Origin of the sequence: Pseudomonas sp. B5(2017) (genome assembly GCF_002112825.1) — a bacterium.
Classification (GTDB): domain Bacteria; phylum Pseudomonadota; class Gammaproteobacteria; order Pseudomonadales; family Pseudomonadaceae; genus Aquipseudomonas; species Aquipseudomonas putida_Z.
On record NZ_NEIR01000007.1, the window covers coordinates 162,241 to 189,125 of the forward strand.

Annotated in this window: 28 protein-coding genes; 7 read left to right on the top strand and 21 right to left on the bottom strand. The window is 62.4% G+C overall.

All coding sequences use genetic code 11. The features are described 5' to 3' along the window. Positions 1-9 precede the first annotated feature (9 nt). The 7 genes from CAG00_RS12780 to rplM form a co-directional block, all read right to left on the bottom strand. Positions 10-441: a ClpXP protease specificity-enhancing factor gene (locus CAG00_RS12780; RefSeq protein ID WP_025340557.1), complete on the bottom strand. Its 432-nt coding sequence runs from the start codon at positions 439-441 to the stop codon at positions 10-12. 10 nt (positions 442-451) lie between these two features. Then, positions 452-1,075, bottom strand: a complete 624-nt coding sequence (locus tag CAG00_RS12785) for a glutathione S-transferase N-terminal domain-containing protein (RefSeq protein ID WP_085664413.1) — start codon at positions 1,073-1,075, stop codon at positions 452-454. A 117-nt stretch (positions 1,076-1,192) separates the two neighbouring features. After that, entirely contained in the window at positions 1,193-1,972 is a 780-nt protein-coding gene (locus CAG00_RS12790; protein WP_085614300.1) for a cytochrome c1, read from the bottom strand. After that, on the bottom strand, positions 1,972-3,183 hold the full coding sequence (locus CAG00_RS12795) for a cytochrome bc complex cytochrome b subunit (protein WP_025340560.1): 1,212 nt from the start codon (positions 3,181-3,183) through the stop codon (positions 1,972-1,974). Before CAG00_RS12795 ends, CAG00_RS12790 begins: the two co-directional genes overlap by 1 nt. Then, positions 3,183-3,776 (bottom strand): ubiquinol-cytochrome c reductase iron-sulfur subunit, encoded by a 594-nt coding sequence (gene petA / locus CAG00_RS12800; RefSeq protein WP_015271723.1) that lies wholly within the window; start codon positions 3,774-3,776, stop codon positions 3,183-3,185. The genes CAG00_RS12795 and petA overlap by 1 nt, the downstream gene beginning before the upstream one ends. A 263-nt stretch (positions 3,777-4,039) precedes the next feature. Next, positions 4,040-4,432, bottom strand: coding sequence for a 30S ribosomal protein S9 (rpsI, locus tag CAG00_RS12805; RefSeq protein ID WP_003260797.1), 393 nt, complete (start codon positions 4,430-4,432; stop codon positions 4,040-4,042). 14 nt (positions 4,433-4,446) lie between these two features. Next, positions 4,447-4,875 carry a 50S ribosomal protein L13 gene (gene rplM / locus CAG00_RS12810; RefSeq protein ID WP_003260798.1) on the bottom strand — a complete coding sequence of 143 codons (429 nt, stop codon included), beginning with the start codon at positions 4,873-4,875 and terminating at the stop codon, positions 4,447-4,449. Positions 4,876-5,132: 257 nt separating this feature from the next. On the opposite strand from rplM, the gene CAG00_RS12815 reads away from it, so the two are divergent. Together CAG00_RS12815 and CAG00_RS12820 are read left to right on the top strand one after the other, a co-directional pair. Beyond that, positions 5,133-6,173, top strand: a complete 1,041-nt coding sequence (locus CAG00_RS12815) for an NADP(H)-dependent aldo-keto reductase (RefSeq protein WP_023662822.1) — start codon at positions 5,133-5,135, stop codon at positions 6,171-6,173. 274 nt (positions 6,174-6,447) lie between these two features. Continuing rightward, positions 6,448-7,368 carry a GlxA family transcriptional regulator gene (locus tag CAG00_RS12820; RefSeq protein WP_176240883.1) on the top strand — a complete coding sequence of 307 codons (921 nt, stop codon included), beginning with the start codon at positions 6,448-6,450 and terminating at the stop codon, positions 7,366-7,368. Between the two features lie 116 nt (positions 7,369-7,484). Here the strand turns inward: CAG00_RS12820 and zapE are convergent, their stop codons facing one another. From zapE to CAG00_RS12835, 3 genes are all read right to left on the bottom strand, one after another. Further along, positions 7,485-8,579 carry a cell division protein ZapE gene (gene zapE / locus CAG00_RS12825; protein ID WP_025340562.1) on the bottom strand — a complete coding sequence of 365 codons (1,095 nt, stop codon included), beginning with the start codon at positions 8,577-8,579 and terminating at the stop codon, positions 7,485-7,487. 164 nt (positions 8,580-8,743) lie between these two features. Next, positions 8,744-10,093, bottom strand: coding sequence for a tryptophan--tRNA ligase (locus tag CAG00_RS12830; RefSeq protein ID WP_025340563.1), 1,350 nt, complete (start codon positions 10,091-10,093; stop codon positions 8,744-8,746). A 25-nt stretch (positions 10,094-10,118) separates the two neighbouring features. Next, positions 10,119-10,754: an alpha/beta hydrolase gene (locus CAG00_RS12835; protein WP_085664414.1), complete on the bottom strand. Its 636-nt coding sequence runs from the start codon at positions 10,752-10,754 to the stop codon at positions 10,119-10,121. A 135-nt stretch (positions 10,755-10,889) separates the two neighbouring features. Here CAG00_RS12835 and CAG00_RS12840 point away from each other — a divergent pair, with 135 nt between their 5' ends. Next, positions 10,890-11,327, top strand: coding sequence for a YhcB family protein (locus CAG00_RS12840; RefSeq protein WP_025340565.1), 438 nt, complete (start codon positions 10,890-10,892; stop codon positions 11,325-11,327). Between the two features lie 184 nt (positions 11,328-11,511). Here CAG00_RS12840 and CAG00_RS12845 read toward each other — a convergent pair whose 3' ends face one another. After that, positions 11,512-12,705: a methionine gamma-lyase gene (locus CAG00_RS12845; protein ID WP_085664415.1), complete on the bottom strand. Its 1,194-nt coding sequence runs from the start codon at positions 12,703-12,705 to the stop codon at positions 11,512-11,514. 127 nt (positions 12,706-12,832) lie between these two features. Here CAG00_RS12845 and CAG00_RS12850 point away from each other — a divergent pair, with 127 nt between their 5' ends. After that, a complete protein-coding gene (locus CAG00_RS12850) occupies positions 12,833-13,312 on the top strand; it encodes an Lrp/AsnC family transcriptional regulator (RefSeq protein WP_016498026.1) in 480 nt (159 codons plus the stop codon). A 256-nt stretch (positions 13,313-13,568) separates the two neighbouring features. On the opposite strand, the gene cysN is transcribed toward CAG00_RS12850, so the two are convergent. The 3 genes from cysN to CAG00_RS12865 form a co-directional block, all read right to left on the bottom strand. Further along, positions 13,569-15,470 (bottom strand): sulfate adenylyltransferase subunit CysN, encoded by a 1,902-nt coding sequence (gene cysN, locus CAG00_RS12855; RefSeq protein ID WP_025340568.1) that lies wholly within the window; start codon positions 15,468-15,470, stop codon positions 13,569-13,571. A gap of 15 nt (positions 15,471-15,485) precedes the next feature. Then, positions 15,486-16,403, bottom strand: a complete 918-nt coding sequence (gene cysD, locus CAG00_RS12860; protein WP_013974136.1) for a sulfate adenylyltransferase subunit CysD — start codon at positions 16,401-16,403, stop codon at positions 15,486-15,488. Between the two features lie 239 nt (positions 16,404-16,642). Continuing rightward, complete coding sequence (locus CAG00_RS12865; RefSeq protein ID WP_075046277.1) at positions 16,643-17,401, bottom strand: Nif3-like dinuclear metal center hexameric protein; 759 nt, start codon at positions 17,399-17,401, stop codon at positions 16,643-16,645. Positions 17,402-17,570: 169 nt separating this feature from the next. Here CAG00_RS12865 and algW point away from each other — a divergent pair, with 169 nt between their 5' ends. Then, positions 17,571-18,731 carry a Do family serine endopeptidase AlgW gene (algW, locus tag CAG00_RS12870; RefSeq protein ID WP_025340570.1) on the top strand — a complete coding sequence of 387 codons (1,161 nt, stop codon included), beginning with the start codon at positions 17,571-17,573 and terminating at the stop codon, positions 18,729-18,731. 120 nt (positions 18,732-18,851) lie between these two features. Here algW and CAG00_RS12875 read toward each other — a convergent pair whose 3' ends face one another. The 4 genes from CAG00_RS12875 to CAG00_RS12890 all read right to left on the bottom strand — a co-directional run bounded on the left by CAG00_RS12875 (position 18,852) and on the right by CAG00_RS12890 (position 23,009). Continuing rightward, positions 18,852-19,616 carry an amino acid ABC transporter ATP-binding protein gene (locus tag CAG00_RS12875; protein ID WP_003251792.1) on the bottom strand — a complete coding sequence of 255 codons (765 nt, stop codon included), beginning with the start codon at positions 19,614-19,616 and terminating at the stop codon, positions 18,852-18,854. A 10-nt stretch (positions 19,617-19,626) separates the two neighbouring features. Then, positions 19,627-20,724 (bottom strand): amino acid ABC transporter permease, encoded by a 1,098-nt coding sequence (locus CAG00_RS12880; RefSeq protein WP_025340571.1) that lies wholly within the window; start codon positions 20,722-20,724, stop codon positions 19,627-19,629. A 10-nt stretch (positions 20,725-20,734) separates the two neighbouring features. Next, positions 20,735-21,913 carry an amino acid ABC transporter permease gene (locus CAG00_RS12885; RefSeq protein WP_025340572.1) on the bottom strand — a complete coding sequence of 393 codons (1,179 nt, stop codon included), beginning with the start codon at positions 21,911-21,913 and terminating at the stop codon, positions 20,735-20,737. Between the two features lie 67 nt (positions 21,914-21,980). Continuing rightward, positions 21,981-23,009, bottom strand: coding sequence for an amino acid ABC transporter substrate-binding protein (locus CAG00_RS12890; protein ID WP_085614304.1), 1,029 nt, complete (start codon positions 23,007-23,009; stop codon positions 21,981-21,983). 331 nt (positions 23,010-23,340) lie between these two features. Between CAG00_RS12890 and CAG00_RS12895 the strand changes: the two genes are divergently transcribed. Both CAG00_RS12895 and rhlB read left to right on the top strand, forming a co-directional pair. Continuing rightward, entirely contained in the window at positions 23,341-23,997 is a 657-nt protein-coding gene (locus tag CAG00_RS12895; RefSeq protein WP_025340573.1) for an alpha/beta hydrolase, read from the top strand. A 101-nt stretch (positions 23,998-24,098) separates the two neighbouring features. Beyond that, on the top strand, positions 24,099-25,562 hold the full coding sequence (gene rhlB / locus CAG00_RS12900) for an ATP-dependent RNA helicase RhlB (RefSeq protein WP_025340574.1): 1,464 nt from the start codon (positions 24,099-24,101) through the stop codon (positions 25,560-25,562). Positions 25,563-25,690: 128 nt separating this feature from the next. Here the strand turns inward: rhlB and moaE are convergent, their stop codons facing one another. From moaE to moaC, 3 genes are read right to left on the bottom strand one after another with little or no spacing between them, the layout of a single operon-like run. Continuing rightward, positions 25,691-26,137 carry a molybdopterin synthase catalytic subunit MoaE gene (gene moaE, locus CAG00_RS12905; protein WP_025340575.1) on the bottom strand — a complete coding sequence of 149 codons (447 nt, stop codon included), beginning with the start codon at positions 26,135-26,137 and terminating at the stop codon, positions 25,691-25,693. Positions 26,138-26,139: 2 nt separating this feature from the next. Then, the gene (locus CAG00_RS12910; RefSeq protein WP_085664416.1) at positions 26,140-26,385 is read right to left on the bottom strand and encodes a MoaD/ThiS family protein; all 246 of its coding nucleotides are present in this window, start codon (positions 26,383-26,385) and stop codon (positions 26,140-26,142) included. Continuing rightward, positions 26,385-26,855 (bottom strand): cyclic pyranopterin monophosphate synthase MoaC, encoded by a 471-nt coding sequence (gene moaC, locus CAG00_RS12915; protein WP_003251775.1) that lies wholly within the window; start codon positions 26,853-26,855, stop codon positions 26,385-26,387. Before moaC ends, CAG00_RS12910 begins: the two co-directional genes overlap by 1 nt. Between the last annotated feature and the right edge of the window lie 30 nt (positions 26,856-26,885).

A 26,885-nucleotide genomic window follows, 5' to 3' on the forward strand; every position in this document is an offset into this window, starting at 1 on the left:
CCTTTTTTGTTACTTGACCACTTTCAGGCTTGGCCGGCCAGTCGGGCGTGGCGGCTGGCCACCACCTTCTGGTGGGCCATTGTCATCCGGCTGTACATCATCATCTTCCGGCTCATCGTCATCCATCACGGGCGGCTCCAGCTCGAAGACCATACCCTGGCCATTTTCGCGGGCATAGATACCCAGGATGGCGCCAACCGGCACGTACAGCGAGTGAGCCACGCCACCAAAGCGGCCCTCGAAGCTGACCGCGTCGTTGTCCATGTGCAGGCTGCGCACGGCACTTGGCGAGATGTTCAACACGATCTGGCCATCACTGGCGAAACCATCCGGCACCTGGACCTTCGGAAATTCGGCATTGACCAGCATATGGGGCGTGCAATCGTTGTCGACGATCCACTCGTACAGTGCTCGAACCAGATAGGGGCGACTGGAGTTCATCAACGGCTCCTTAAAGCTTGCGCATTTCACGTTCTACAGAGGACAGGCTCGCCTGGAAAGGCTCGCGGGCGAACTGCCGCTCCATGTAATCCAGCAGCGGCTTGGCTTGCCGCGGCAACTCGATACCCAACACCGGCAGACGCCAGAGTATGGGCAGTAGACAACAATCGACCAGGCTTTGCTCCTCACTCATGAAGCAGGCGAACTCGCCGAACAACGGCGAGACTCCGGTCAGGCTCTCACGCAACGCCTTGCGCGCTTCGGCTCGGGCAGCCTCGCTGCTGCGCGAGTCGAGCACGGTATCGGCCAGGGAGCACCAGTCGCGCTGGATGCGATGCATCAGCAAGCGGCTGTTGCCCCGCGCAACCGGGTACACCGGCATCAGCGGCGGATGCGGATAACGCTCCTCGAGGTATTCCATCACCACGGTCGATTCATACAGCGCCAGGTCACGGTCGACCAGGGTCGGCACGCTGCCGTAAGGGTTTACCTCGGCCAGCTTGGGCGGCAGGCGGCCGGGATCGACATCGATGACCTGCACGCTGATACCCTTCTCGGCCAGCACGAGGCGTACCCGATGAGAATAGTGATCAGCGGGGTCGGAATAGCAGGCTAACCTGTTGGTTGCGCCCATGTAGCGCCTCCTCGCACGGGATGCTTGTGAAACTGTAAATGAAAACGCGCCCGTGGTGACCTGGCAGATCTGCCAGGCCACCACGGGCGCGCTCAACAACCAGAAACTACTGCGTGATCAGTGCACGTCCTTCCAGTATTCACGCTTGAGCAAGTAGGCGAATACGAAGAAGAAAGCCAGGTACAGCAACACGTAGGTACCGATGCGCTGGCTTTCCAGTTTGACCGGGTTGGCCGAATAGGCCAGGAAGGTCACCAGGTTCTTGACCTTCTCGTCGAACTGCTCGGTCGTCAGGGTACCGGAATTCGGCGTAATGGTCAGCTGGTCGCAGGCTTCATGGGTGATCGGGGCGCCGGTCAACGGGTCGAATTGCTTCTTGCCATCGGTCACGGTCTGCACCTGTTTGCAGCCGACGTACTGGTTGCCCTGCAGGCCAACCAGCACGTTTGGCATGCCGACGTTCGGGAACACCTTGTTGTTCACCCCATAAGGCCGCGACGGGTCTTCATAGAAGCTGCGCAGGTAGGTGTACAGCCAGTCGGTGCCACGCACCCGCGCCACCAGGGTCAGGTCTGGCGGTGCGGCGCCGAACCAGGTCTTGGCGTCACTGGGCTTCATGCCGATCTGCATGTGGTCACCGATCTTGGCACCGGTGAACACCAGCTTCTCGAGCATCAGCTCGTGGGGGATGCCAAGGTCATCGGCCACCCGCTCGTAACGCTGGAACTTGGCACTGTGGCAACCCATGCAATAGTTGGCAAAGGTACGCGCACCGTCCTGCATGGCGGCCTTGTCGCCCAGGTCGATGTCGACCTTGTCCAGCTCCAGGCCCGTTTCGGCCGCGAAGGAAAAGGCAGGCATCACTGCCAGCAAAAATACTGCAATCAACTTTTTCATCAGCCAGTCACCCTTTCCGGAACCGGTTTGGTCTTCTCGAGCCTTGTGTAGAACGGCATCAGCAGGAAGTAGGCGAAGTACAACACCGTGCACACCTGCGACAGCAAGGTACGCCCAGGTGTCGGCGCCAGTACGCCCAGCACGCCGAGGATGACGAAGGCCACGCAGAACACCAGCAGGAAGAGCTTGCTGATCCAGCCCTTGTAGCGCATGGAGCGCACCGGGCTGCGGTCGAGCCAGGGCAGCACGAACAGCACGGCAATGGCCGCACCCATGGCGATGACGCCCATCAGTTTGTCAGGCACCGCACGCAGGATCGCGTAGAACGGCGTGAAGTACCACACAGGCGCAATGTGCTCGGGGGTCTTGAAAGCGTTCGCCTGCTCGAAGTTAGGTTTCTCCAGGAAGTAACCGCCCATTTCCGGGAAGAAGAACACCACGGCGCAGAACACGAACAGGAACACCACCACGCCAACAATGTCCTTGACGGTGTAGTACGGGTGGAACGGGATACCATCCAGCGGGATACCGTTCTCGTCCTTTTTCTTCTTGATGTCGACGCCATCGGGGTTGTTCGAACCCACTTCGTGAAGGGCGAGGATGTGCAGCACCACCAGGCCGAGAATCACGATCGGCAGGGCGACCACGTGCAGGGCGAAGAAGCGGTTCAGGGTGATACCCGAGATCAGGTAGTCACCGCGGATCCACTGGGTGAGGTCGCCACCGATCACCGGAATGGCACCGAACAGCGAGATGATCACCTGGGCACCCCAGTACGACATCTGACCCCAAGGCAGCAGGTAGCCCATGAAGGCTTCGGCCATCAGCGCCAGGTAGATCAGCATGCCGAACAGCCAAACCAGTTCACGCGGCTTCTGGTAGGAGCCGTAGAGCAGGCCGCGGAACATGTGCAGGTAGACCACGATGAAGAACGCCGATGCACCGGTGGAGTGCAGGTAGCGCAGGATCCAGCCGTATTCCACGTCACGCATGATGTACTCGACCGAGGCGAACGCCTCTTCCGCCGAGGGCGTGAAGCTCATGGTCAGCCACACACCGGTGACGATCTGGTTGACCAGCACCAGCAGCGCCAGGGAGCCGAAGAAGTACAGGAAGTTGAAGTTCTTGGGCGCGTAATACTTGCTCAGGTGGTCTTCCCACATCTTGGTGGCGGGGAAGCGAGCATCAATCCAGTCCATGAACTTGCTCATCATGCGTTCTCCTGGTCAACGCCGATGACGACGATCTCGTCCGACTCGTAAGAGTGCGGTGGCACGGGCAGGTTGAGAGGTGCCGGCTGCGACTTGTAGACACGCCCGGCCAGGTCGTAGTGGGAGCCGTGGCACGGGCAGAAATAGCCACCGACCCATTTCGGGCCAAGGTCGGCGGGTGCGACTTCCGGACGGAAGGTGGGCGAGCAGCCCAGGTGTGTGCACAGGCCGACAAGGATGAGGATTTCCGGCTTGATCGAACGAACCTGCGGGTCGACGTAGGTGGGCTGTACCGAGGCCTTGGACTCGGGGTCAGCCAGGTCACCGACGACCTTTTTCAGGTTACCGAGGATCTCGTCCGTTCGCCGCACGATGAACACCGGCTGGCCACGCCACTCGGCCACCATTTGCTGCCCGGCCTCGACCTTGGCGATATTGACCTTCACCGGTGCACCCGCGGCTTTCGCCTTGGCACTGGGAAACCATGACCCCACGAACGGTACCGCAGCCCCCACTGCCCCCGCTGCCCCGACTACAGATGTCGCGGCTACGAGGAAGCGGCGCCGGCCTGCGTTGACGCCGTCATTGCTCATTCAGTCCTCTCCCATCAGCTTGCTTGGCCAGTTGGACCTGGCCTGTACTTAGGTAATGTCTGTGGCACTAAAAATTGGCCGCCATGGTAAGAAACAAATCCACACACTGACAAGGTGATTACCCGGGGAACGGGCTACAACCCTCGCTTTGCTTGATCTGCGTCTATGCGGCAAGTCGTCACCGACATGCTGACAGGTTAGTTCAAGACATAAAAAAAGCCCGGTTCCAAGGAACCAGGCTTTTTTCGACTGCCGAAGCGGTATTAACGCTTGGAGTACTGAGGACGCTTACGCGCTTTACGCAGACCCACTTTCTTACGCTCAACTTCACGAGCGTCGCGGGTGACGTAGCCAGCACGACGCAGAGCGCCACGCAGGGTTTCGTCGTATTCCATCAGAGCGCGGGTGATACCGTGACGGATCGCACCGGCTTGACCGCTGACACCACCACCGGAAACGGTGACGTAGATGTCGAACTTCTCGACGGTTTCGGTCAGCTCGAGCGGCTGACGAACAACCATGCGAGCGGTTTCGCGACCGAAGAACACGTCCAGAGAACGGTTGTTGATGGAAATGTTACCAGTACCCGGACGCAGGAATACGCGAGCGGTTGCGGTCTTGCGACGGCCAGTGCCGTAGTTTTGAGTCGCCGACATAATGAACTATCCCGTTAGATCTTCAGTTCTTGAGGCTGCTGAGCAGTGTGTGGGTGAGCAGCACCCGCGTACACTTTCAGCTTGCGGTACATGTCGCGACCCAGCGGGTTCTTCGGCAGCATGCCTTTGACCGCAGTTTCGATAACACGCTCAGGGGCCTTGGCGATCAACTTCTCGAAGTTGATTTCCTTGATACCGCCCGGGAAACCGGAGTGGGAGTAGTACATCTTGTCGGAAGACTTGGCACCAGTCACACGAACCTGCTCGGCGTTGATGACGACGATGTAGTCGCCGGTGTCAACGTGAGGGGTGTATTCTGGTTTGTGTTTGCCACGCAGACGGCTAGCGATTTCGGTAGCCAGACGACCCAGGGTCTGGCCAGCGGCGTCGACTACGAACCACTCGCGCTTTACTGTTTCCGGTTTAGCAGTAAAAGTTTTCATTCTCTAAAGCCTCAGAGGCCGCCCAGCGAAAAATAGACGGCGAATCTTACTGGATAGTGCACAGCTTGCCAAGGGCAAGCGCGCAGCCGAACGCTGACGCTTTTGGGGGCTCGGGTCAGGCACGCCAATGTTCGACGGGGTTCTTCCTGCGTGGTGGTGCATCACTTCCGCCACACGGAGAGGGGCCGAATTATCCAGATTGCGCGAAAAATTTCAACCTGCTTTGATGGGCTTCTTTGTCAAGGAGTGTCTACCCGATGGAATACCGCCAGCTCGGCCGTACCGACCTCAATGTCAGCGCCCTGTGCCTGGGCACCATGACCTGGGGCGAGCAGAACGTCCAGGCCGAGGCCTTCGAGCAGATTGCCCGGGCCAAGGCCGCCGGGGTCAACTTCATCGACACCGCCGAGATGTACCCGGTGCCGCCCCGCCCCGAAACCTACGCCGCCACCGAGCGCATCATCGGCAACTGGTTCCGCGCCAATGGCGATCGCGACGACTGGGTGCTGGCCAGCAAGGTCGCCGGCCCCGGCAACGGCATCAGCCACATCCGCGACGGCCAGCTCAAGCACAACCGCCAGCACATCGTCGCCGCGCTGGACGAGAGCCTCAAGCGCCTGCAGACCGACCGCATCGACCTGTACCAGCTGCACTGGCCCGAGCGCAGCACCAACTTCTTCGGCAAGCTGGGCTACCAGCACCTGCCACAGGACCACTTCACCCCGCTGGAAGAAACCCTCGAAGTGCTCGACGAGCAGGTGCGCGCGGGCAAGATCCGCCACGTCGGCCTGTCCAACGAAACGCCGTGGGGCACCATGAAGTTCCTGCAACTGGCCGAAAGCCGCGGCTGGCCGCGAGCGGTGTCGATCCAGAACCCGTACAACCTGCTCAACCGCAGCTTCGAGGTGGGCCTGGCGGAAGTGGCCATCCGCGAGCAGTGCGGCCTGCTGGCCTATTCGCCGCTGGCGTTCGGCATGCTTTCCGGCAAATACGAGAACGGCGCACGCCCGGAAAACGCACGCCTGACCCTGTTCAGCCGCTTTGCCCGCTACTCCAACCCACAGACCGTGGCGGCCTGCAGCCGCTATGTGCAGCTGGCCCGCGAGCACGGCCTGGACCCGGCGCAGATGGCCCTGGCATTCGTCACCCGGCAGCCGTTCGTGACCAGCAACATCATTGGCGCGACCAGCCTCGAGCAACTGGACAGCAACCTTGCCAGCCTCGAGCTGAGCCTGAGTGATGAACTGCTGGCGGCGATCGAGGCGATTCACCAGGAGCAACCGAACCCGGCGCCTTGAGCCGGACCCTGTGCTGTGTTCTTCGCGGGCTCGCCCGCTCCCACAGGACCTCACTGCCCCTCAGGCCTGCGGGGTACCTGTGGGAGCGGGCAAGCCCGCGAAGAAACCAGCACGGTGTAGCAGGCTAGACACAATCGCCAAAAAATAAGACGATCCAGCCGGTGATTGACCACTCTACCCTATAAGAACAATGACAATGATGTTTACCCAACCCTCCGCGTCGCTGCGGCGCGTCAGCATCCTGGCCATTGACAAGGTGTTCGCTTCGACCTTGATGCAGGCCAAGGATTTCTTCCACCTCGCCAGCTTGCGCTACAGCAAGCAGCTGGGCCTGGGCCTTCAGCCCATGTTCGAGATCCGCCTGGTGAGCCCGGACGGCCAGCCCGTGGACAGCTTCAGCAATGTGCAGCTGCCGGTCGAAGGCGGCCTGGACGACGCCGATGTGATCATCCTCCCGGCCTTCTGGGACGACTTCGACAACCTGCTGCAACGTTATCCACAGGTGCTGCCGTGGCTGCGTGAACAGCATGCCCGTGGCGCGGTGCTGTGCGCCGAGGCCAGTGGCGTGTTCTGGCTGGCCGAGTCCGGCCTGCTCGACGGCAAGGAAGCGACCACCTACTGGCGCTTCTTCAACAGCTTTGCCGAACGCTTCCCGAACATCCGGCTGAACCAGGACAAGCACCTGACCGACGCCGACAACCTGTACTGCGCCGGCGGCACCACCTCGGCCTGCGACCTGTACATCTACCTGATCGAACGCTTCTGTGGCGCCAACGTGGCCCGCGCCGTGTCCCGCGACATCCTCTACGAAGTGCAGCGCAACTACACCCCCGGGCGCATGGGCTTTGGCGGGCAGAAGCTGCACCAGGACCTGATCATCCTGCAGATCCAGCACTGGCTGGAAGAACACTTCGCCGACAAGTTCCGCTTCGAGGACGTGGCCCGCAACCACGGCATGAGCATTCGCAATTTCATGCGCCGCTTCCAGGGCGCGACGGGTGACAAGCCGCTGCACTACCTGCAACGGCTACGGATCGAGACGGCCAAGGGGTTGTTGTCGAGTACGCGCAAGAGCATCAAGACCATCAGCTATGAGGTCGGATATGACGATGCCAGTTTCTTTGCGCGGCTGTTCCGTCAGCACACCGAGTTGTCGCCGAACCAGTATCGGCAACAGTTCATGCAGGAGGCTTGAGGCCAATGGGGCTGCCTTGCAGCCCATCGCGACACAAGGCCGCTCCTACAGGGAATCGCGTAATCCTGTAGGAGCGGCCTTGTGTCGCGAAAGGGCCGCAAAGCGGCCCCGGATTCTCAGGGCTTGTGCGCCCGCGCCAGAAACTCGTGCGACTGCATCTCCAGCAAGCGGCTCAGGGTACGCTGGAATTCGAAGGCCAAGCGCCCACCGGTATACAAGTCCTTCAGCTCCACCTCGGCCGAGATGATCAGCTTGACGTTGCGGTCGTAGAACTCATCCACCATGTTGATGAAGCGGCGGGCGATGTCGTCGGTGGTGACACCCATCTGCTCCACGTTGCTCAACAGCACGGCATGGAAGATCTTGCCCAGTTCGATGTAGTCGTTCTGGCTGCGGGGGCCGTCGCACAGGGCGCGGAAGTCGAACCAGGCCACGTCGTCACAGGTAAGCAGGGCATTGATCGGGCGATTCTCGATCATCAGCACGTCGTTCTCGACCGCCTGGGTGCATTCAGGGGTCAGCGCCTTGAAGCTGGCGCGCAGGCTCTGGTGCGCCGCCTCATCGAGCGGGTAGTGGTACAGCTCGGCCTGCTCCAGGTGACGCAGGCGGTAGTCGACCCCGCTGTCGACGTTCACCACCTCGGTGTACTGCTTGATCATGGCGATGGCGGGCAGGAAGCGCGCGCGCTGCAGGCCGTCCTTGTACAGGCCGTCCGGCACGATGTTGGAAGTAGCCACCAGCGATACGCCGTTCTTGAACAACTCTTCCATCAGGGTGCCGAGGATCATCGCGTCGGTAATGTCCGATACGAAGAACTCGTCGAAACAGATGACCTTGGCTTCTTCGCTGAAGCGCTTGGCAATGATGGTCAGCGGGTTCTTCTCGCCCTTGAGGGTTTTCATTTCCTCGTGCACACGCTTCATGAAGCGGTGGAAGTGCGTGCGCATCTTCTGCTTGAACGGCAGCGCCTCGAAGAAGGTATCGACCAGGTAGGTCTTGCCGCGCCCTACCCCACCCCAGAAGTACAGGCCCTTGACCGGGGTCTGCTCCTTCTTGCCGAACAGCTTGCCGAACACGCCCGGCTTGTTGTTCTGCGCGTGCACCAGGTCGTCGTACAGGCGCTGCAGGTGACGCACCGCAGTTTCCTGCGCCGCGTCATGGAAGAAGTCGGGACGTTTCAGATCTGCTTGATATCGTTCTAGGGGCGTCATGATTCGTTAGCGAGGCAACAAAAAACGGGCCGTCACTGTAGCGACAGGCCCGCTTAATGGCAATGCGACTTGCGTCAATATGCCTCATCCAGACCAACTAAGTGCTGGATGGCACCGGCTTTGCCGGTGTTCGCGGGTAAACCCGCTCCTACAGGCGAAATGCCTCAGTCCGGTTGAGGAGCAAGCGCTGCACGCAGGCTTTCAATGGCCGAATCACGGGCTTCGGCGCTGTCGAACTGCGGCCCGTCGGCAACCTGTTCGCCGTTCAGCCACAGGCCGAAGCCCAGGCCTTCGACGCGCACATCCGCCTCGCCACCTTGCTGCAGCTGCTTGCTCACGGCGCCGGCGCTCTTGCCGTCGGCAAAGCTGCGCGACAGCAGCAGTTGTTCGCCGTCAGCGGCCAGCAGGCGGAAGCGGAAGCTGCCGTCTTCATCGCGGAAGCTGACGAAACGCGCGCTCTTGGCGGCCTTCTTCTTCACTTCGGTGCTGGCCTGCACGCTGCTGCGGAACGAACGCAGGCCAACGGCCTCGCGCAGTTGCTCGAGGAATGGCGTGGCAATCTTGCGAGCCTTGGCGGCACCGGCCAACAGGATGTCTTCCAGGTCCGCCGGGCGGGCGATCAGCTGGTGGTAGTACTCGCGCTTCTCGGCCAACTGGCCGTCCAGCAGCTGGAACAGGCGCTGCTTGGCCTCGCCCCAGCCCAGGCCCTGCAGCAGTTCTTCGCGGAACTCGGCGCACTGCGCCGGCGTCGAGAAGGCCTGGAACAGGGTGAACAGGTGAGCGTTGTCCGGGTCTTTCGCTTCGCCAGGCGCACGCGAGTCGGTGACGATGCGCGAGATGGCGTCTTTCATCTCCTTGGCGCTGGTGAACAGCGGGATGGTGTTGTCGTAGCTCTTGGACATCTTGCGCCCGTCCAGGCCCGGCAGGGTCGCCACGCTCTCTTCGATCACCGCTTCCGGCAGGGCGAAGAAGTCCTTCCCCTGGCCGAACAGGTGGTTGAAGCGTTGGCCGATATCGCGGGCCATTTCCACGTGCTGGATCTGGTCACGGCCGACCGGCACCTTGTTGGCGTTGAACATCAGGATGTCCGCGGCCATCAGCACCGGGTAGCTGTACAGGCCCATGGTCACGCCGGCATCCGGGTCTTCGCCGTTTTCCAGGTTCTTGTCCACCGAGGCCTTGTAGGCGTGCGCGCGATTGAGCAGGCCCTTGGCGCTGACGCAGGTCAGCAGCCAGGTCAGCTCGGGGATTTCCGGGATATCGGACTGGCGGTAGAAGGTCACCTTGTCCGGATCGAGACCACCGGCCAGCCAGGTGGCGGCGATTTCCAGGCGCGAACGCTGGATGCGCAGCGGGTCGTCGCACTTGATCAGGGCGTGGTAGTCGGCCAGGAAATAGAACGAGTCGACACCGGGCTGCTGGCTGGCACGGATCGCCGGGCGGATGGCGCCGGCGTAGTTGCCCAGGTGCGGAGTGCCGGTGGTGGTGATACCGGTAAGAATGCGCGTGGTCATGGGTGTTCGCTTATTCAGGCTTGGCTCAGTTCGAAAGGCGCGGCAGCAGCAGATCCTTCAGATCGGTCAGCTTGCCATGGAAGAAGTGTCCGCATTCTGCCACTTTCAGCAGCTCATGGGGGCGCGACAGGCTGTCGGACCATTCGTAAACCAGCTGCGGGGCGACGACTTCGTCGGCGTCCGGCTGCACCACGGTGATCGGGCAGCGCTGCGGCAGCGGGAAATCCGCCGTCAGGCGCATGACCGCCGGGGCGATCATGAACAGCTGCTGCAGCTCTACTCCAGTGGCCTCCAGGCGGCCGGCCAGGCTGGTGGCGACGAAACCGCCGAACGAGAAGCCCATCAGCACCAGCGGCAGGCCCAGATGCTTCTCGCGCAGCCAGGCCGCAACGGCCTCGGCATCGGCCACCTCGCCAGCGCCCATGTCATGGGTGCCGGCGCTCTGCCCGACGCCACGGTAGTTGAACCGCAAGGTAACGTAACCGGCATCACGGGCGGTGCGTTGCAGGGTCGAGACCACCTTGTTGAGCATGGTGCCACCCTGGACCGGGTTGGGGTGGCAGATCAGCACCGCGCCACGTGCATTGGCCACGTCCAGATACAAGGCTTCCAGCTGGCCGCTGGGGCCATCGATGAACAAGGGGGTTTCGCGGACAAGCAAGGCACTACTCCGTGACCTCGGGAGGGGTCGATTCGTCTAGGTGAGGAATTCTGTTCTGATTTGCGATCGCTCGCGGTATACAGCGCAGGTCTGAGCCGTTAACGTAAAGCAAAGCCGTTTATAGAGGAAGGACTCGTGGAACTCTCGCTCCTTGTTTGGTTGTTGCCGACCCTGGCCCTGGTCATCGGCGTGGTGGTTGGTTTCGTCGTCGCTCGCCTGCTGCCCAATGCCGCGCCGAGCAGCACCCAGCGTCAGCTGGATGACATCCAGAAGCGTTTCGACAGCTACCAGAACGAAGTGGTCACCCACTTCAACAGCACCGCCGTGCTGGTCAAGAAACTGACCCAGAGCTATCAGGACGTCCAGGATCACCTGGCCGACGGCGCCAATACCCTGGCCCTCGACGATGTGACCCGTCAGCGCCTGCTGGCCGCCCTGCATTCCGAAGGCAGCCAGGGCCCACGTGACCGCCTGACCCCACCGAAGGACACTGCCGAAGTACCGCGCGACTACGCGCCGAAAGCGCCGAACTCGCCGGGCATGCTCGACGAAAGCTACGGGCTCAAGCGCTGATCTGACGAACATGAAAAAGGCCTCGCAAGAGGCCTTTTTTGTGGGCATGTCTTCCTGCCTGGGCGCGATCCCTTGTAGGAGCGGCCTTGTGTCGCGAAAGGGCTGCGCAGCAGCCCCGGCGATCTTGCAAGCTGGCTGAAATCCTGGGGCCGCTACGCGCCCCTTTCGCGACACAAGGCCGCTCCTACAGGTGCCCCAATGCCTGCTCGACATCCGCCAGCAGGTCCTCCACATCCTCCAGCCCCACCGACAGGCGCACCAGCCCCTCCGATATCCCGTGATGTGCCCGTTCCTTCGCGGTATAGCTGGAGTGCGTCATGCTCGCCGGATGCTGCGCCAGCGACTCGGCATCGCCCAGGCTCACCGCACGGGCAAACAGTTGCAGGGCATTCATGAACCTGCGCCCGGCCTCGATACCACCCTTGAGCTCGAAGGCGATCATCCCGCCCGGCAAACGCATCTGCCGCTGCGCCAGCTCGTACTGGGCAAACGACGGCAACCCCGGGTAATGAATCAACTCCACCTGCGTCTGCCGGGCCAGAAACTCCGCCACCTGCAGGGCATTGGCGCAATGGCGGTCCATGCGCAGGGCGAGGGTCTTGATCCCGCGCATCAGCAGCGCCGCATCGTGGGGCGACAGCACCGCCCCGGTCATGTCCTTCAGACCTTCCAGGCGAATGCGGTCGACGAGCGCCTTGCGCCCCACCACCAGCCCGGCAGTGATATCACCGTGGCCACTGAGGTACTTGGTCGCCGAATGCACCACCAGGTCCGCCCCCAGCTCCAGCGGCCGCTGCAGGTAGGGCGTGCAGTAGGTGTTGTCGACCACCACATGCACATCATGCCCGCGCACCGCCTCGGCCACCGCGGCGATATCCACCAGCTGCATGTTGGGGTTGGCCGGCGTTTCGAAGTAGATCATCCGCGTTTTGCTGTTGATCGCCGCTTTCAGGGCCTTGGCGTCGTTCAGGTCGACATGGCGGATCTTCACCCCGAATTCGCCAATGCCATGGTGCAGGAAAGCAAAGGTGCAGCCGTACAAAGTACGCCCGACGATCAGCTCATCGCCGGGGCGCAGCAGGGTCCAGATCGTCGAGGTGATGGCCCCCATGCCCGACGCCAATGCCAACCCCGCCTCGCCGCCCTCCAGCGAGGCCATGCGCTGTTCCAACAGGGCCAGGGTAGGGTTGGAGATGCGGCTGTAGAAATGCCCCGGCTCCTCCCCGGCGAAGCAGGCAGCGCCGTATTCCACGGTGGGGAAGGCATAGGTAGCGGTCTGGTACACCGGCGGCACCAGGGCGCCACCGTGGGAAAGCGGGTCGTAGCCATGGTGAATGGCCCGCGTGGAAAAACCGGTGTTGTTATGGGAGTCGCGCATGGCAACAGCCTCTTGTGGTTTGCTATAAGCTTATGCCACCGAGCTGCCCGATTTTTTCCAAAATAGCCCACGCATCCAAGTGCTTGCTGGAACAAAAACAATAATTACCGGACCAGGAGGGCAAAACATGCCTTCAAGCCTCGACCGCACCGACCGCGCCCTGCTCGCTGCCCTGCAGGACAACGCCCGCCTCACCGTTGCCGAACTTGCCGACCAGGTAGCCCTGACCACTTCGCCGTGCTGGCGGCGGGTCAAGTTGCTGGAGGACAACGGCTACATCACCGGTTACCAGGCCATCCTCTCGCCCAAGTCGCTGGGGTTTGGCGTGACCGCGTTCGTCAGCATCATGATGGACTCGCACACCAAGGACATGGCGCTGGCGTTCGAGCAGCGGCTGATGGAAATTCCCGAGATTGTCGCCTGCCACAACATCTCCGGGCGCTACGACTTCTTGCTGGAGATTCTGGCGCGGGATCTGGAGTCGTTTGGCGAGTTCACCCGGGAAGTGCTGCAGCGGTTGCCGGGGGTGAAGGAGATTTACTCGAGTTTTTCCTACAAGGCAGTGAAGGAGCGGCGGGTGATACCGGTGTCGGAAAAACACATCTGAACGACATGCACTGCCCATGCGGGAACAACTGCCTTGCTCAAAATCCAAAGCTCACGCAATCCTTTGTGGGAGCGGCCTTGTGTCGCGAAAGGGCTGCGCAGCAGCCCCAGCAATTTGTGCATCAGTGCTGAGACCCGGGGGCTGCTGTGCAGCCCTTTCGCGACACAAGGCCGCTCCCACAGGAGACCCGCGCATGTATGCCGGGCATAGAAACAAAAAACCCCGCCGAAGCGGGGTTTTTCTTGCAGCCTGGCGCTTAGATCGCGCCACGCTGACGCAGCACGTCCAGCACCTGTTTCACACCCTCGTCCACGCTGGTGGCCTGGGTGTCGATCACAAGGTCGGCGTCCAGCGGCACATCGTACGGGAAGCTTTCGCCCGGGATGTTGTCGCCGCCAGCAGCGTACAAGCCTTGCGGGTCACGCTCACGGCAGGCCAGCGGCGAGGCCTGGACGTAAACGGTCACCAGGCGCTCCTTGCCGATCAACGCCTTGGCCTGTTCGCGGCCTTCGGCATCCGGGGCCACGAACGCAGCCAGGGTCAGCAGGCCGGCTTCGTTGAACTGGCGCGCCACGTGGGCGGCGCGGCGCCAGTTTTCGGTACGGCCAGCGCGGTCCTGTGGCAGGCCCTTGTTCAGGTCGTGGCGCAGGTTCTGGCCGTCGAGCACGTACACCGCACGGCCCATGTCGAACAGCTTGCGCTCCACGGCGTAGGCCAGGGTGCTCTTGCCAGCGCCGGACAGGCCGCTGAACAGCACGGTCGCAGGCTGCTGGCCGAAGCGCAGGGCGCGCTCTTCGGTGGCCACATGGCACAGCTTGCCATGATGACCGGTGCTGCCGTGCGGCAGGACTGGCGGGGCGATGATCATGCCGGCGCCGACGGTGCCGTTGGTCAGGCGGTCGATGACGATGAACGCACCGGTGGTGCGGTTGCTGTCGTAACCGTCCAGGGCGATCGAAGCGTCCAGGGACACCTTGACGCGGCCGATCTCGTTCAGCTGCAGCGCGCTGGCAGCGCCCTGCTCCAAGGTGTTCACATCGACCTTGTGGGTGATGCTGGCAATCGAGCCCGGCACGTAGCTCGTGGCGCGCTTGATGTCGTATTTCTTGCCCGGGAGCATCGGCTCCTCGGCCATCCACACCAGCATGGCGTCGAACTGGTCGGTGACCGGCGGGACGTTGTCGGCATGCACCAGCAGGTCGCCACGGGAGATGTCGATCTCGTCTTCCATGGTCAGGGTCACGGCCTGGCCAGGGCCTGCGTTTTCCAGCTCGCCTTCGTAGGTGACGATGGACTTGACGCGGCTGCTCTTGCCCGACGGCAGCACGACGATTTCGTCGCCCTTGTGCACCACGCCGCTGGCGATGGTGCCGGCGAAGCCACGGAAGTTCAGGTTCGGACGGTTGACGTACTGCACCGGGAAGCGCAGGTCGGTGAAGTTGCGGTCGGCCGACACTTCGACGGTTTCGAGGATTTCCATCAGCGTCGGGCCGGCGTACCACGGCGAACGCTCGCTGTGGTTGACCACGTTGTCGCCCTTGAGCGCCGACATCGGCACGAAGTGCAGGCTGCTCGGGGTCAGGTTGATGGCTTCGGCGAACTTCAGGTAGTCGGCCTTGATCGACTCGAAGACGCCCTGATCGAAGCCCTTGAGGTCCATCTTGTTGACCGCGACGACGATGTGCTTGATGCCCAGCAACGAGGCAATGTAGCTGTGGCGGCGGGTCTGGGTCTGCACGCCGTAGCGGGCGTCGACCAGGATGATCGCCAGGTCGCAGGTGGACGCGCCGGTAGCCATGTTGCGGGTGTACTGCTCGTGGCCCGGGGTGTCGGCAATGATGAACTTGCGCTTGGCGGTGGAGAAGTAGCGGTAGGCGACATCGATGGTGATGCCCTGCTCGCGCTCGGCCTGCAGGCCGTCGACCAGCAGTGCCAGGTCGACTTCCTCGCCGGTGGTGCCGACTTTCTTCGAATCACGGGTGATGGCCTCGAGGTGGTCCTCGTAGATCATCTTCGAGTCGTGCAGCAGGCGCCCGATCAGGGTGCTCTTGCCGTCGTCGACGTTGCCGCAGGTCAGAAAGCGCAGCAGTTCCTTGCGCTCGTGCTGGGCCAGGTAGGCGAGGATGTCCTCGCTGATCAGATCAGATTGGTGCGACATGGAGTAACCCTGAAATTAGAAGTAGCCTTGGCGTTTCTTGTCTTCCATGGAACCGGCGCCATCGTGGTCGATGACACGGCCCTGGCGTTCGGACGTACGGGTCAGGAGCATTTCCTGGATGATGTCCGTCAGGGTCTCGGCTTCCGACTCGACAGCACCCGTCAACGGGTAGCAGCCGAGGGTACGGAAACGCACCTTCTTCTTGACGATGCGCGCTTTCTCTTCATCGGTGAGATGTTCGAGGATGCGTTCGTCGTCGATCATGATCAGGGTGCCGTTCTTCTCGATGACTTCACGCTCGGCGGCGAAGTACAGCGGCACGATCGGGATGCCTTCGAGGTAGATGTACTGCCAGATGTCCAGCTCGGTCCAGTTCGACAGCGGGAAGACGCGGATCGACTCGCCCTTGTTGACCTTGCCGTTGTACACGTTCCACAGTTCCGGGCGCTGGTTCTTCGGGTCCCAGCGGTGCTTGCTGTCACGGAACGAGTACACTCGCTCTTTGGCCCGCGATTTCTCTTCGTCGCGGCGCGCACCACCGAAGGCGGCGTCGAAACCATGCTTGTCCAGCGCCTGCTTCAGGCCCTGGGTCTTCATGATGTCGGTGTGCTTGGAGCTGCCATGGGTGAACGGGTTGATGCCCTGCGCCACACCCTCGGGGTTGACGTGGGTGATCAGCTCCAGGCCCATTTCCTCGACCATCTTGTCGCGGAAGCTGTACATCTCCTGGAATTTCCACTGGGTGTCGACGTGCATCACCGGGAACGGCAGCTTGCCCGGGAAGAAGGCCTTGCGCGCCAGGTGCAGCATCACGGCGGAATCCTTGCCGATCGAGTACAGCATCACCGGGTTGTCGAACTCGGCGGCCACCTCGCGGATGATGTGGATGCTCTCCGCCTCCAGCTGTTTCAAGTGCGTCAGTTTGTCGACCATGGCTACTCACGAAAAACGATCTTATGGACGGCCTGCGGGCCGTGTTCGAGCGAGCCACTTTATCACAGCGGCTGCTTCTATTTAGGAGGCTGGCTAGATCGAAAAAGTCTAACGATATGACTGGGGGTTTGGGCTGGAATTGGGGCCGCTCTGCGGCCCTTCGCGGGCACGCCCGCTCCCACAGGTGCAGCGGAGTCCTTGTGGGAGCGGGCGCGCCCGCGAAGAAGGCGACGCCGATATCAGATCGGGTTCGGGCAATCGATGAACAGGTGCTCCACGGCAAAGCGCCGCGCCAGGTAATCACCCAGCGCCTGTACCCCATACCGCTCGGTGGCATGGTGCCCGGCGGCAATGAAGCTGACGCCATTCTCGCGGGCACTATGGTAGGTCTGCTCCGACGCCTCGCCGGTCAGGTACAGATCCACCCCGGCCGCGATCGCCGTGTCGATGTAGCCCTGCCCGCCCCCGGTGCACCAGCCGACCCGGCGGATCATCTGCTCACCTTCGACCAGCAAAGGCTCACGCCCCAGCACCTCCCGCACCCGCCGGGCGAAGTCGCGGGCGGTCATCGGCTCGGCCAGCGAGCCGACCATGCCGACTACCTTGGGGTTCTCAGGGTCCAGCGGCCCTTCGACAGTAATGTCCAGCTGCCGCGCCAGTTGCACGTTGTTGCCCACGTCCGGGTGCACATCCAGCGGCAGGTGGAACGCCAGCAGGCTGATGTCGTTGTTCAACAAGGTCTTCAGCCGGCGCTGCCGGATACCGGTGACGCACGGGTTCTCACCCTTCCAGAAGTAGCCATGGTGCACCAGCACCAGGTCGGCCTCGGCCTCGACCGCCGCATCCAGCAGCGCCTGGCTGGCGGTAACGCCGCTGACGATGCGGCTGACCTGCGGCCGGCCTTCGACCTGCAGGCCGTTGGGGCAATAATCCTGGATCTTCGCGCTGCCCAGGTAACGCTCGGCTTCCTCGACCAGGGTGTTCAGAGCGACGGCCATGAAAATCTCCTCGAAATCTGCGTTTTTCTCGGGCACAACGCCCATGCAACGCCCGTATAATGCCGGCCATTATGGGCCGTCGCCGGCACTGGGGGAACCGGTGTATGATCGCGCGCGCTCATGCCCCACCGCACGGTCACCGTCCCCCGGCTCTTTCCAGGATTCATTCATGTTCAAGGCTTTGCGTTATTTTGGCTGGCCCCTGCTTACCGGCGTACTGATCGCCATGCTGATCATCCAGCGCTTCCCGGAATGGGTCGGCCTGCCCAGTCAGGACGTCAACCTGCAACAGGCGCCGCAGACCTCGCGGATCATGCAGGGCCCGGTTTCCTACGCCGACGCCGTGACCCTGGCCGCCCCGACGGTGGTCAACCTGTACACCACCAAGGTGGTGAACAAGAGCGCCCACCCGTTGTTCGAAGACCCGCAGTTCCGCCGTTTCTTCGGCGACAACCTGCCCAAGCAGCGCCGCTGGGAGTCGAGCCTGGGCTCGGCGGTGATCATGAGCCCCGAGGGCTACCTGCTGACCAACAACCACGTCACCAGCGGTGCCGACCAGATCGTCGTGGCCCTGAAGGATGGCCGCGAGACCCTGGCCCGGGTCATCGGCAGCGACCCGGAAACCGACCTGGCGGTGCTGAAGATCGACCTGAAGAGCCTGCCGGCGATCACCATCGGCCGCTCCGACAACATTCACATCGGCGACGTGTCGCTGGCCATCGGTAACCCGTTCGGGGTCGGCCAGACCGTGACCATGGGCATCATCAGCGCCACTGGCCGCAACCAGCTGGGCCTGAACAACTACGAAGACTTCATCCAGACCGACGCCGCGATCAACCCGGGCAACTCCGGCGGTGCGCTGGTGGATGCCAACGGCAACCTGATCGGCATCAACACGGCGATCTTCTCCAAATCCGGCGGTTCGCAGGGCATCGGCTTCGCCATCCCGGTGAAACTGGCGCTGGAGGTGATGAAGTCGATCATCGAGCACGGCCAGGTGATCCGTGGCTGGCTGGGTATCGAAGTACAGCCTCTGAGCCAGGAACTGGCCGAATCGTACGGCATGAAGGACCGCCCGGGCATCGTGGTGGCGGGTATCTTCCGCGAAGGGCCGGCGGCAAAGGCCGGGTTGCAGCTGGGTGACGTGATCCTGAGCATCAACGGCGAGCCGGCCGGTGACGGGCGCAAATCGATGAACCAGGTGGCGCGGATCAAGCCCAACGAGAAGATCACCATCGAGGTGATGCGCAATGGGCAGCAGCTGAAGCTGATCGCCGAGGTGGGGCTGCGGCCGCCACCGGCGCCGGCAGTCGCCAAGGAAGAGAAGTAAAAAACGGGGCCGCTTTGCGGCCCTTCGCGGGCACGCCCGCTCCCACAGTGATAACACCGGCCTCAAGCCCTGTGCAGTACCTGTGGGAGCGGGCGTGCCCGCGAAGGGGCCCCTACAGCATCAATGCAGGATCTGGCTCAGGAACAACTTGGTCCGGTCACTGCGTGGCCGGTCGAAGAAGTCATCCGGCGCCGCCTGCTCGACGATCTCGCCCTTGTCCATGAAGATCACCCGGTTCGCCACGGTCCGGGCAAAGCCCATCTCGTGGGTCACGCAGAGCATGGTCATGCCATCCTCGGCCAGGCCCACCATGGTATCGAGCACTTCCTTGACCATTTCCGGATCCAGCGCCGAGGTCGGTTCGTCGAACAGCATGATCTTCGGCTTCATGCACAACGCGCGGGCAATCGCCACACGCTGCTGCTGGCCACCGGACAACTGCCCCGGGTACTTGTGCGCCTGCTCCGGAATACGCACCCGCTCCAGGTAGTGCATGGCGATTTCCTCGGCCTTGCGCCGCGGCATCTTGCGCACCCACATCGGCGCCAGGGTGCAGTTTTCCAGAATGCTCAGGTGCGGGAACAGGTTGAAGTGCTGGAACACCATGCCCACTTCGCGGCGGATGGCCTCGATCTGCTTGAGGTCGTTGGTCAGCTCCACACCATCGACCACGATGCGCCCCTGCTGGTGCTCCTCCAGGCGGTTTAGGCAACGGATGGTAGTGGACTTGCCCGAGCCGGACGGCCCGCACAGTACGATGCGCTCGCCCTGGCGCACGTTCAGGTTGATGTCCTTGAGCACATGGAACTGGCCGTACCACTTGTTCACGCCCTGCATCTGGATGATGCCTTCGGGTCCCGCAGGCTGCTTGATCGCTTCACTCATTTCGAAACTCCTAACGCTTGTGGCCAGTGTCCAGCTTGCGCTCCAGGTGCATGGAGTAGCGGGACATACCGAAACAGAAAATCCAGAACACCAGGGCGGCGAACACGTAGCCCTCGGTAGCCATGCCCAGCCAGGCCGGGTCGGCGGCGGCTTGCTTGACGCTGTTCAGCAGGTCGAACAGGCCGATGATGATCACCAGGCTGGTGTCCTTGAACAGGGCAATGAAGGTGTTGACGATGCCGGGGATCACCAGCTTGAGCGCCTGCGGCAGAATCACCAGGCCCATCGCCCGCCAGTAGCCCAGGCCCATGGCAGCGGCAGCTTCGTACTGGCCCTTGGGGATGGCCTGCAGGCCACCACGCACCACCTCGGCGATGTACGCCGACTGGAACAGGATCACGCCGATCATCGCCCGTAGCAGCTTGTCGAAGCTCATGCCCTCAGGCAGGAACAACGGCAGCATCACCGATGACATGAACAGCACGGTGATCAGTGGCACGCCGCGCCAGAACTCGATGAAGGTCACGCACACCACCTTCACCGCCGGCATCTTCGAGCGCCGCCCCAGGGCCAGCAGGATGCCCAGCGGCAATGCGCCGACAATGCCCACGGTGGCGATCACCAGGGTCAGCATCAGCCCGCCCCACTGGCTGGTCGGTACGTTTTCCAGGCCCAGCACGCCCCCGTGCAGCAGGGCGTAGGCCAGCAGCGGGTACAGCACCAGGAAGCCCAGGCCGTAGAAGGCCTTGCGCGGGAAACGCTTGATGAACAGCGGCGCGGCGCCAAGCACGGCAAGCCACACGGTCAGGTCCACGCGCCAGCGCAACTCGGCCGGGTAGTAGCCATACATGAACTGGCCGAAGCGCTGCTGCACGAACACCCAGCAGGCGCCCTCCTTGGTGCAGTCGGCGCGGGTGGTGCCGACCCAGTTGGCGTCAAGCAACGCCCACTGCAGCAACGGTGGCACGATCAGCCACACCAGGTAGATGGCGAACAGGGTCAGTAGCGTGTTGAGCCAGCTGGAGAACAGATTGGCACGCATCCATGCGAGCACGCCTACGGTTTTCACCGGTGGCGGCATGTCGGGTTTGAAAACATGGGCATTCACGGGCGTATCCTCACCGCTCGATCAGCGCAATGCGCTTGTTGTACCAGTTCATCAGCAGCGAAATGCTGATGCTGATGGCGAGATAGACACTCATGGTGATGGCGATCACCTCGATGGCCTGGCCGGTCTGGTTGAGCACGGTACCGGCGAACAGCGAGACCATCTCCGGGTAGCCGATACCGGCCGCCAGCGACGAGTTCTTCGCCAGGTTCAGGTACTGGCTGGTCAGCGGCGGAATGATCACCCGCAGTGCCTGGGGGATGATCACCTTGCGCAGGGTCGGCCCCTCGCGCAGGCCCAGCGAGCGCGCGGCCTCGGTCTGGCCATGGCTGACCGAACGGATACCGGAGCGCACTATCTCGGCGATGAACGCAGCGGTGTAGATGGTCAACGCCAGGGTCAGCGCCAGCAGCTCGGGGATCAGTACCCAGCCACCGACGAAGTTGAATCCTTTCAATTGCGGCACTTCCCAGTGCACCGGGCTGCCGAACAGCAGTGCACAAACACCCGGAATGGCGATGAACAGCGCCAGCCCCACCCAGAACTTGTGGAACGGCACGCCGGTCTCGTCGAAGCGCTTGTTGGCAAAGCGCACCATCGCCACGATGGCCAGCAGCGCCAGGACCAGGGCCACGACAAACGGCCAGAAGCCTTCGGCCATGGACGCGCCGGGCATGTTCAGGCCACGGTTGCTGATGAAGAAGGTGTCATCGATATTGATGCTGCCCCGCGGTCCCGGCAGGGTCAGGAACACGGCAAAGTACCAGAACAGGATCTGCAACAACGGCGGGATGTTGCGGAAGGTTTCCACATACACGGTCGCCAGCTTGTTGATCATCCAGTTCGGCGACAACCGCGCCACACCGATGATGAAGCCGAGGATGGTCGCCAGCACCACGCCGATGAAGGTCACCAGCAGGGTGTTGAGCAGGCCGATGACGAACACTCGCGCATAGCTGTCGGATTCCACGTAGGGGATCAGATGCTGGGCGATGCCGAAGCCGGCACTGCGGTCGAGGAAGTCGAAGCCCGAGGTGATGCCCCGGTGTTGCAGGTTGGTTTGCGTGTTGTGGAACAGATACCAGCCCAGACCGACCACGAAGACTATCGTGAGAATCTGGAACAGCCACGCGCGCACACGCGGATCGTTAAGGGACAAGCCCTTGGGTGCGCCGATTTGATTTTGCATGAAGTGCCCCGGACAGTAGGGATTCGAACAGCCTGCGGCGGCGGGATGCCGCCGCAGGGTGCAGCCATCAGCGCACAGGTGGCGCGTACTGGATGCCGCCGTTGTTCCACAGGGCGTTCATGCCACGGTCGATCTTCAGGTCGGTGCCCTGGCCCAGGTTCTTCTCGAACACTTCGCCATAGTTGCCGACTTGCTTGACGATCTGCACTACCCAGTCCTTGGGCAGCTTGAGGTCCTTGCCGTACTCGCCGTCCGCACCCAGCAGGCGGGCGACGTCCGGGTTCTTGGTGCCTTTGGCCTCGGCCTCGACGTTCTTCGAGGTGATGCCCGCCTCTTCGGCGTTGAGCATGGCGAACAGGGTCCACTTGACGATGCTGAACCACTCCTCGTCGCCTTTGCGCACCACCGGGCCCAGCGGTTCCTTGGAGATGGTTTCCGGCAGTACCACGTAGTCGGTCGGCGCGGCCAGCTTGGAGCGCTGGGCGAACAGCTGCGACTTGTCCGAGGTCAGCACGTCGCAACGACCGGACTCCAGCGACTTGGCGCTTTCGTCGGAGGTGTCGAAGGTGATCGGGGTATATTTCAGGCCATTGGCGCGGAAGAAGTCCGACACGTTCAGCTCGGTGGTGGTACCCGCCTGGATGCAGATGGTCGCGCCATCGAGCTCCTTGGCGCTGGAAACACCCAGCTTCTTGTTGACCAGGAAGCCGACGCCGTCATAGTAGGTAACACCGGCGAATACCAAGCCCATGCCAGCATCACGCGAGCTGGTCCAGGTGGTGTTGCGCGACAGCACATCGACTTCGCCCGACTGCAGGGCGGTGAAGCGTTCCTTGGCGTTGAGCTGGCTGAACTTGACCTTGCTGGCGTCGCCGAACACGGCGGCGGCCACGGCACGGCACACATCGGCGTCGATACCAACGATCTTGCCCTGCGCATCAGGTACCGAGAAGCCTGGAAGACCGTCGCTCACGCCACACTGGACGAAGCCCTTCTTCTTTACCGCATCGAGGGTGGCGCCGGCCTGGGCGTTGCTCACGGCGCCCAGCGCGGCGGCAGCGGTCAGGACTGCCAGGGTGGTTTTCAACATCTTCATTCACAACCTCCAAATCGCTCTTGTTGTATCGAGCCGGAATTGCACCGCACCCTTTTGAGGCGTATCCGACCCGTATTGGCTTGTTATTGGGTCAATGGCGCAATGGACTGTTCTGTGACAGCCTTCGCGTGCAAAGGGTGTTACCGTCACGGCCTGCCCTTTGCATCATTGGTTGAATTGCAAAGCGCGTACCAGAATTTACGGCTGTAGCGATTAAGCGCTCGTCAAGTAGGGAAAGTTGTATCGTTGCGACATTCTTTTTCCGACAATCATTTCCAGCGCCTTCTTTTCACGCACGCCATAACAAGACCCGCACACTTTCGGAGCAGTCATGACCAACCCGCTGATTCTCGAACCGCAGAAAACCGCAGATGCCTGTGTGATCTGGTTGCACGGCCTGGGTGCCGACCGTTACGACTTCCTACCAGTGGCCGAATTCATGCAGGAGCGCCTGCTCAGCACCCGTTTCGTCATGCCCCAGGCTCCAACCCGCCCGGTAACCATCAACGGCGGCTACGCCATGCCCAGCTGGTACGACATCAAGGCCATGACCCCGGCCCGTGCCATCGACGAGGCGCAGCTGGAAGAATCGGCCGAGCAGCTCATTGCCCTGATCAAGGCCGAGCAGGCCAAAGGCATCAGCCTGTCGCGGATCTTCCTGGCCGGTTTCTCCCAGGGCGGCGCGGTGGTGCTGCACACTGCCTATATAAAGTGGCAAGAAGCGCTGGGTGGCGTGATCGCGCTGTCCACCTACGCCCCCACCTTCAACGACCAGCATCAGTTGAGCGCCTGCCAGCAACGCACCCCGGCCCTGTGCCTGCACGGCGTGCACGACCCGGTGGTGATCCCTTCCATGGGCCGCACCGCCTTCGAGTACCTGAATACCTGGGGCGTCGCCGCCCGCTGGCACGAATACCCGATGGAACATGAAGTGGTGGTGGAAGAGTTGAGCGACATCCACGACTGGCTGAGCAAGCAATTGCAATAAGCCAGGGCCGCCTGTAGTTGTAAGGCTATTCCACTACGCCGCGCCTGAATCTTGCTTTACACTGCCCGGCGTACATTCCTTAACCAGTTGACGAGACGATCGTGCTCAAGGCACTCAAGAAAATTTTCGGCAAGGGAGACGCCGCGCCACAGGCCGTCGCTCCTGCTGCCAGCGTGACGCTGCCTGCGCCCGCACCCGCCAGCGAGGCCCAGCCTGCGGCAAAACCGGCCGCCCCACGCGCCACTCCAGCACCACAGGCCGAACAGCCTGCCGCCGTTACGCCAGCCGCCGACAAGCCGGCCAAGGACAAACCGCGTCGCGAGCGCAAGCCCAAGCCGCAGGCCAGCCTGTGGAAACCGGAAGACTTCGTGGTCGAGCCGCAGGAAGGCAAGACCCGCTTTCACGACTTCAAGCTGTCCAACGAGGTGATGCACGCCATCCACGACCTGGGCTTCCCGTACTGCACGCCGATCCAGGCACAGGTGCTGGGTTACACCCTGCGTGGCCAGGACGCCATCGGCCGGGCCCAGACCGGTACCGGCAAGACTGCGGCGTTCCTGATCTCGATCATTTCCCAGCTGCAGCAGACGCCGCCGCCGAAGGAACGCTACATGGGCGAGCCACGCGCGCTGATCATCGCGCCCACCCGCGAGCTGGTGGTGCAGATCGCCAAGGATGCCATCGCCCTGACCAAGTACACCGGCCTGAACGTGATGAGCTTCGTCGGCGGCATGGACTTCGACAAGCAGCTCAAGGCCCTGGAAGCGCGCCATTGCGACATCCTGGTGGCCACTCCGGGCCGCCTGCTGGACTTCAACCAGCGCGGTGAGGTGCACCTGGACATGGTCGAGGTGATGGTGCTGGACGAAGCCGACCGCATGCTCGACATGGGTTTCATCCCCCAGGTGCGCCAGATCATTCGCCAGACGCCGCCGAAAAGCGAGCGCCAGACCCTGCTGTTCTCCGCCACCTTCACCGACGACGTGATGAACCTGGCCAAGCAATGGACCACCAACCCGGCCATCGTCGAGATCGAGCCGGAGAACGTTGCCAGCGAAACGGTGGAGCAGCACGTCTATGCGGTGGCCGGCAGCGACAAGTACAAGCTGCTGTACAACCTGGTGACCCAGAACAAGTGGGAACGGGTGATGGTGTTCGCCAACCGCAAGGACGAAGTGCGGCGCATCGAGGAAAAACTCGTGCGCGACGGCATCAATGCCGCGCAGTTGTCGGGCGACGTGCCGCAGCACAAGCGTATCCGTACCCTGGAGAATTTCCGCGAAGGGCGCATCACCGTGCTGGTGGCCACCGACGTGGCGGGGCGTGGCATTCACATCGATGGCATCAGCCACGTGATCAACTTCACCCTGCCGGAAGACCCGGACGACTACGTGCACCGCATTGGCCGGACAGGCCGTGCGGGCACCAGTGGCGTGTCGATCAGCTTTGCCGGTGAGGATGACTCGTACCAGCTGCCCGCGATCGAAGAGCTGCTGGGGCGCAAGATCAAGTGTGAAATGCCACCGGATGAGCTGCTGAAGCCGGTGCCGCGCAAGCACCATTGACCTATGCCGGCCTCTTCGCGGGTAAACCCGCTCCCACAGGTACTGCACAACTTCCGAAACCTGTGCAGTACCTGTGGGAGCGGGTTCACCCGCGAACCGGGGCTCCGCCCCGGCCATCAAACAAGGATCTACCAGCGCCCAGCGGCATCCTGGTCACTCTGCTTCCCTTCCACCCACCGTGCCCCTTCCTGGGTATTTTCCTTCTTCCAGAACGGCGCCCGGGTCTTCAGGTAGTCCATGATGAAGTTGCAGGCATCGAACGCCGCCTGCCGATGGGCACTGGCCACACCGACGAACACGATCGGCTCGCCCGGTTCCAGCGCACCGATGCGGTGCAGCACCTCCACCTTGAGCAACGGCCAGCGCTGCTCGGCCTCGACCACGATCTTGGCCAGGGCCTTTTCGGTCATGCCCGGATAGTGCTCGAGGAACATCCCCGCCACTTCGCGGCCGTCGTTGAAATCCCGCACGTAGCCGACAAAACCGACCACCGCGCCCACGCCGACATTCGCCGCGTGCATGGCATTGGTCTCGGCCCCCGGGTCGAACGCGCCCTCCTGTACTCGCACAGCCATGTTCAGCCTCCGGTCACCGGCGGGAAGAACGCCACTTCATCGCCCTCTTCCAGCGGCTCATCAAGCTTGCACAGTTCTTCGTTGCGCGCACACATCAGGTTCTGCTCGGCCAGCACTTCGTACTGCCCGCCCTTGGCCACCAAGGCCTGGCGCACATCGTCGAGCACCTTGAACGCACCCTCCACCCGCTCGACATCCACGCCCAGCAGTTCGCGGTAACGGGCGAAGTACATCACCTTGACCTTCATCACGCCTCCACCTTGTAGTGGCCGCTCTTGCCGCCGAGTTTTTCCAGCAGGCGCACCTGCTCGATGACCATACCTTTATCCACAGCCTTGCACATGTCATAGATCGTCAGCGCGGCAACGCTGGCGGCGGTCAGCGCCTCCATCTCCACGCCGGTCTGCCCGGCCAGCTTGCAGCGGGCGACGATACGCACGGCGTCCTGCCCCTCGGCGCTGAGCTCGACCTTGACGCTGGTCAGCATCAACGGGTGGCACAGCGGGATCAGGTCGCTGGTCTTCTTCGCCGCCTGGATCCCGGCAATGCGCGCCACGGCGAACACGTCGCCCTTGGGGTGTTCACCGTCGACGATCATCTGCAAGGTCTGCGGCAACATGCGCACCCGCGCCTCGGCGGTGGCCTCGCGCTCGGTCACGGCCTTTTCAGTGACGTCGACCATGTTGGCCCGCCCCTGGGAATCAAGATGTGTCAGCACTGCTCTGCTCCTGTGAAGGGAACTTGCAGT

Bases quoted from the DNA above. Each gene is read 5' to 3' on its own strand.
- CAG00_RS12910 (WP_085664416.1), bottom strand. From the start codon at position 26,385: ATGAAGGTCAAGGTGATGTACTTCGCCCGTTACCGCGAACTGCTGGGC.
- moaE (WP_025340575.1), bottom strand. From the start codon at position 26,137: ATGGCTGTGCGAGTACAGGAGGGCGCGTTCGACCCGGGGGCCGAGACC.
- CAG00_RS12795 (WP_025340560.1), bottom strand. From the start codon at position 3,183: ATGAGCAAGTTCATGGACTGGATTGATGCTCGCTTCCCCGCCACCAAG.
- algW (WP_025340570.1), top strand. From the start codon at position 17,571: ATGTTCAAGGCTTTGCGTTATTTTGGCTGGCCCCTGCTTACCGGCGTA.
- CAG00_RS12885 (WP_025340572.1), bottom strand. From the start codon at position 21,913: ATGCAAAATCAAATCGGCGCACCCAAGGGCTTGTCCCTTAACGATCCG.
- CAG00_RS12875 (WP_003251792.1), bottom strand. From the start codon at position 19,616: ATGAGTGAAGCGATCAAGCAGCCTGCGGGACCCGAAGGCATCATCCAG.
- petA (WP_015271723.1), bottom strand. From the start codon at position 3,776: ATGAGCAATGACGGCGTCAACGCAGGCCGGCGCCGCTTCCTCGTAGCC.
- zapE (WP_025340562.1), bottom strand. From the start codon at position 8,579: ATGACGCCCCTAGAACGATATCAAGCAGATCTGAAACGTCCCGACTTC.
- CAG00_RS12845 (WP_085664415.1), bottom strand. From the start codon at position 12,705: ATGCGCGACTCCCATAACAACACCGGTTTTTCCACGCGGGCCATTCAC.
- CAG00_RS12890 (WP_085614304.1), bottom strand. From the start codon at position 23,009: ATGAAGATGTTGAAAACCACCCTGGCAGTCCTGACCGCTGCCGCCGCG.
- cysN (WP_025340568.1), bottom strand. From the start codon at position 15,470: ATGTCGCACCAATCTGATCTGATCAGCGAGGACATCCTCGCCTACCTG.
- CAG00_RS12865 (WP_075046277.1), bottom strand. From the start codon at position 17,401: ATGGCCGTCGCTCTGAACACCCTGGTCGAGGAAGCCGAGCGTTACCTG.
- cysD (WP_013974136.1), bottom strand. From the start codon at position 16,403: ATGGTCGACAAACTGACGCACTTGAAACAGCTGGAGGCGGAGAGCATC.
- CAG00_RS12820 (WP_176240883.1), top strand. From the start codon at position 6,448: ATGCAGGCCAAGGATTTCTTCCACCTCGCCAGCTTGCGCTACAGCAAG.
- CAG00_RS12850 (WP_016498026.1), top strand. From the start codon at position 12,833: ATGCCTTCAAGCCTCGACCGCACCGACCGCGCCCTGCTCGCTGCCCTG.
- rplM (WP_003260798.1), bottom strand. From the start codon at position 4,875: ATGAAAACTTTTACTGCTAAACCGGAAACAGTAAAGCGCGAGTGGTTC.
- CAG00_RS12815 (WP_023662822.1), top strand. From the start codon at position 5,133: ATGGAATACCGCCAGCTCGGCCGTACCGACCTCAATGTCAGCGCCCTG.
- CAG00_RS12830 (WP_025340563.1), bottom strand. From the start codon at position 10,093: ATGACCACGCGCATTCTTACCGGTATCACCACCACCGGCACTCCGCAC.
- CAG00_RS12785 (WP_085664413.1), bottom strand. From the start codon at position 1,075: ATGGGCGCAACCAACAGGTTAGCCTGCTATTCCGACCCCGCTGATCAC.
- CAG00_RS12780 (WP_025340557.1), bottom strand. From the start codon at position 441: ATGAACTCCAGTCGCCCCTATCTGGTTCGAGCACTGTACGAGTGGATC.
- CAG00_RS12895 (WP_025340573.1), top strand. From the start codon at position 23,341: ATGACCAACCCGCTGATTCTCGAACCGCAGAAAACCGCAGATGCCTGT.
- rpsI (WP_003260797.1), bottom strand. From the start codon at position 4,432: ATGTCGGCGACTCAAAACTACGGCACTGGCCGTCGCAAGACCGCAACC.
- CAG00_RS12790 (WP_085614300.1), bottom strand. From the start codon at position 1,972: ATGAAAAAGTTGATTGCAGTATTTTTGCTGGCAGTGATGCCTGCCTTT.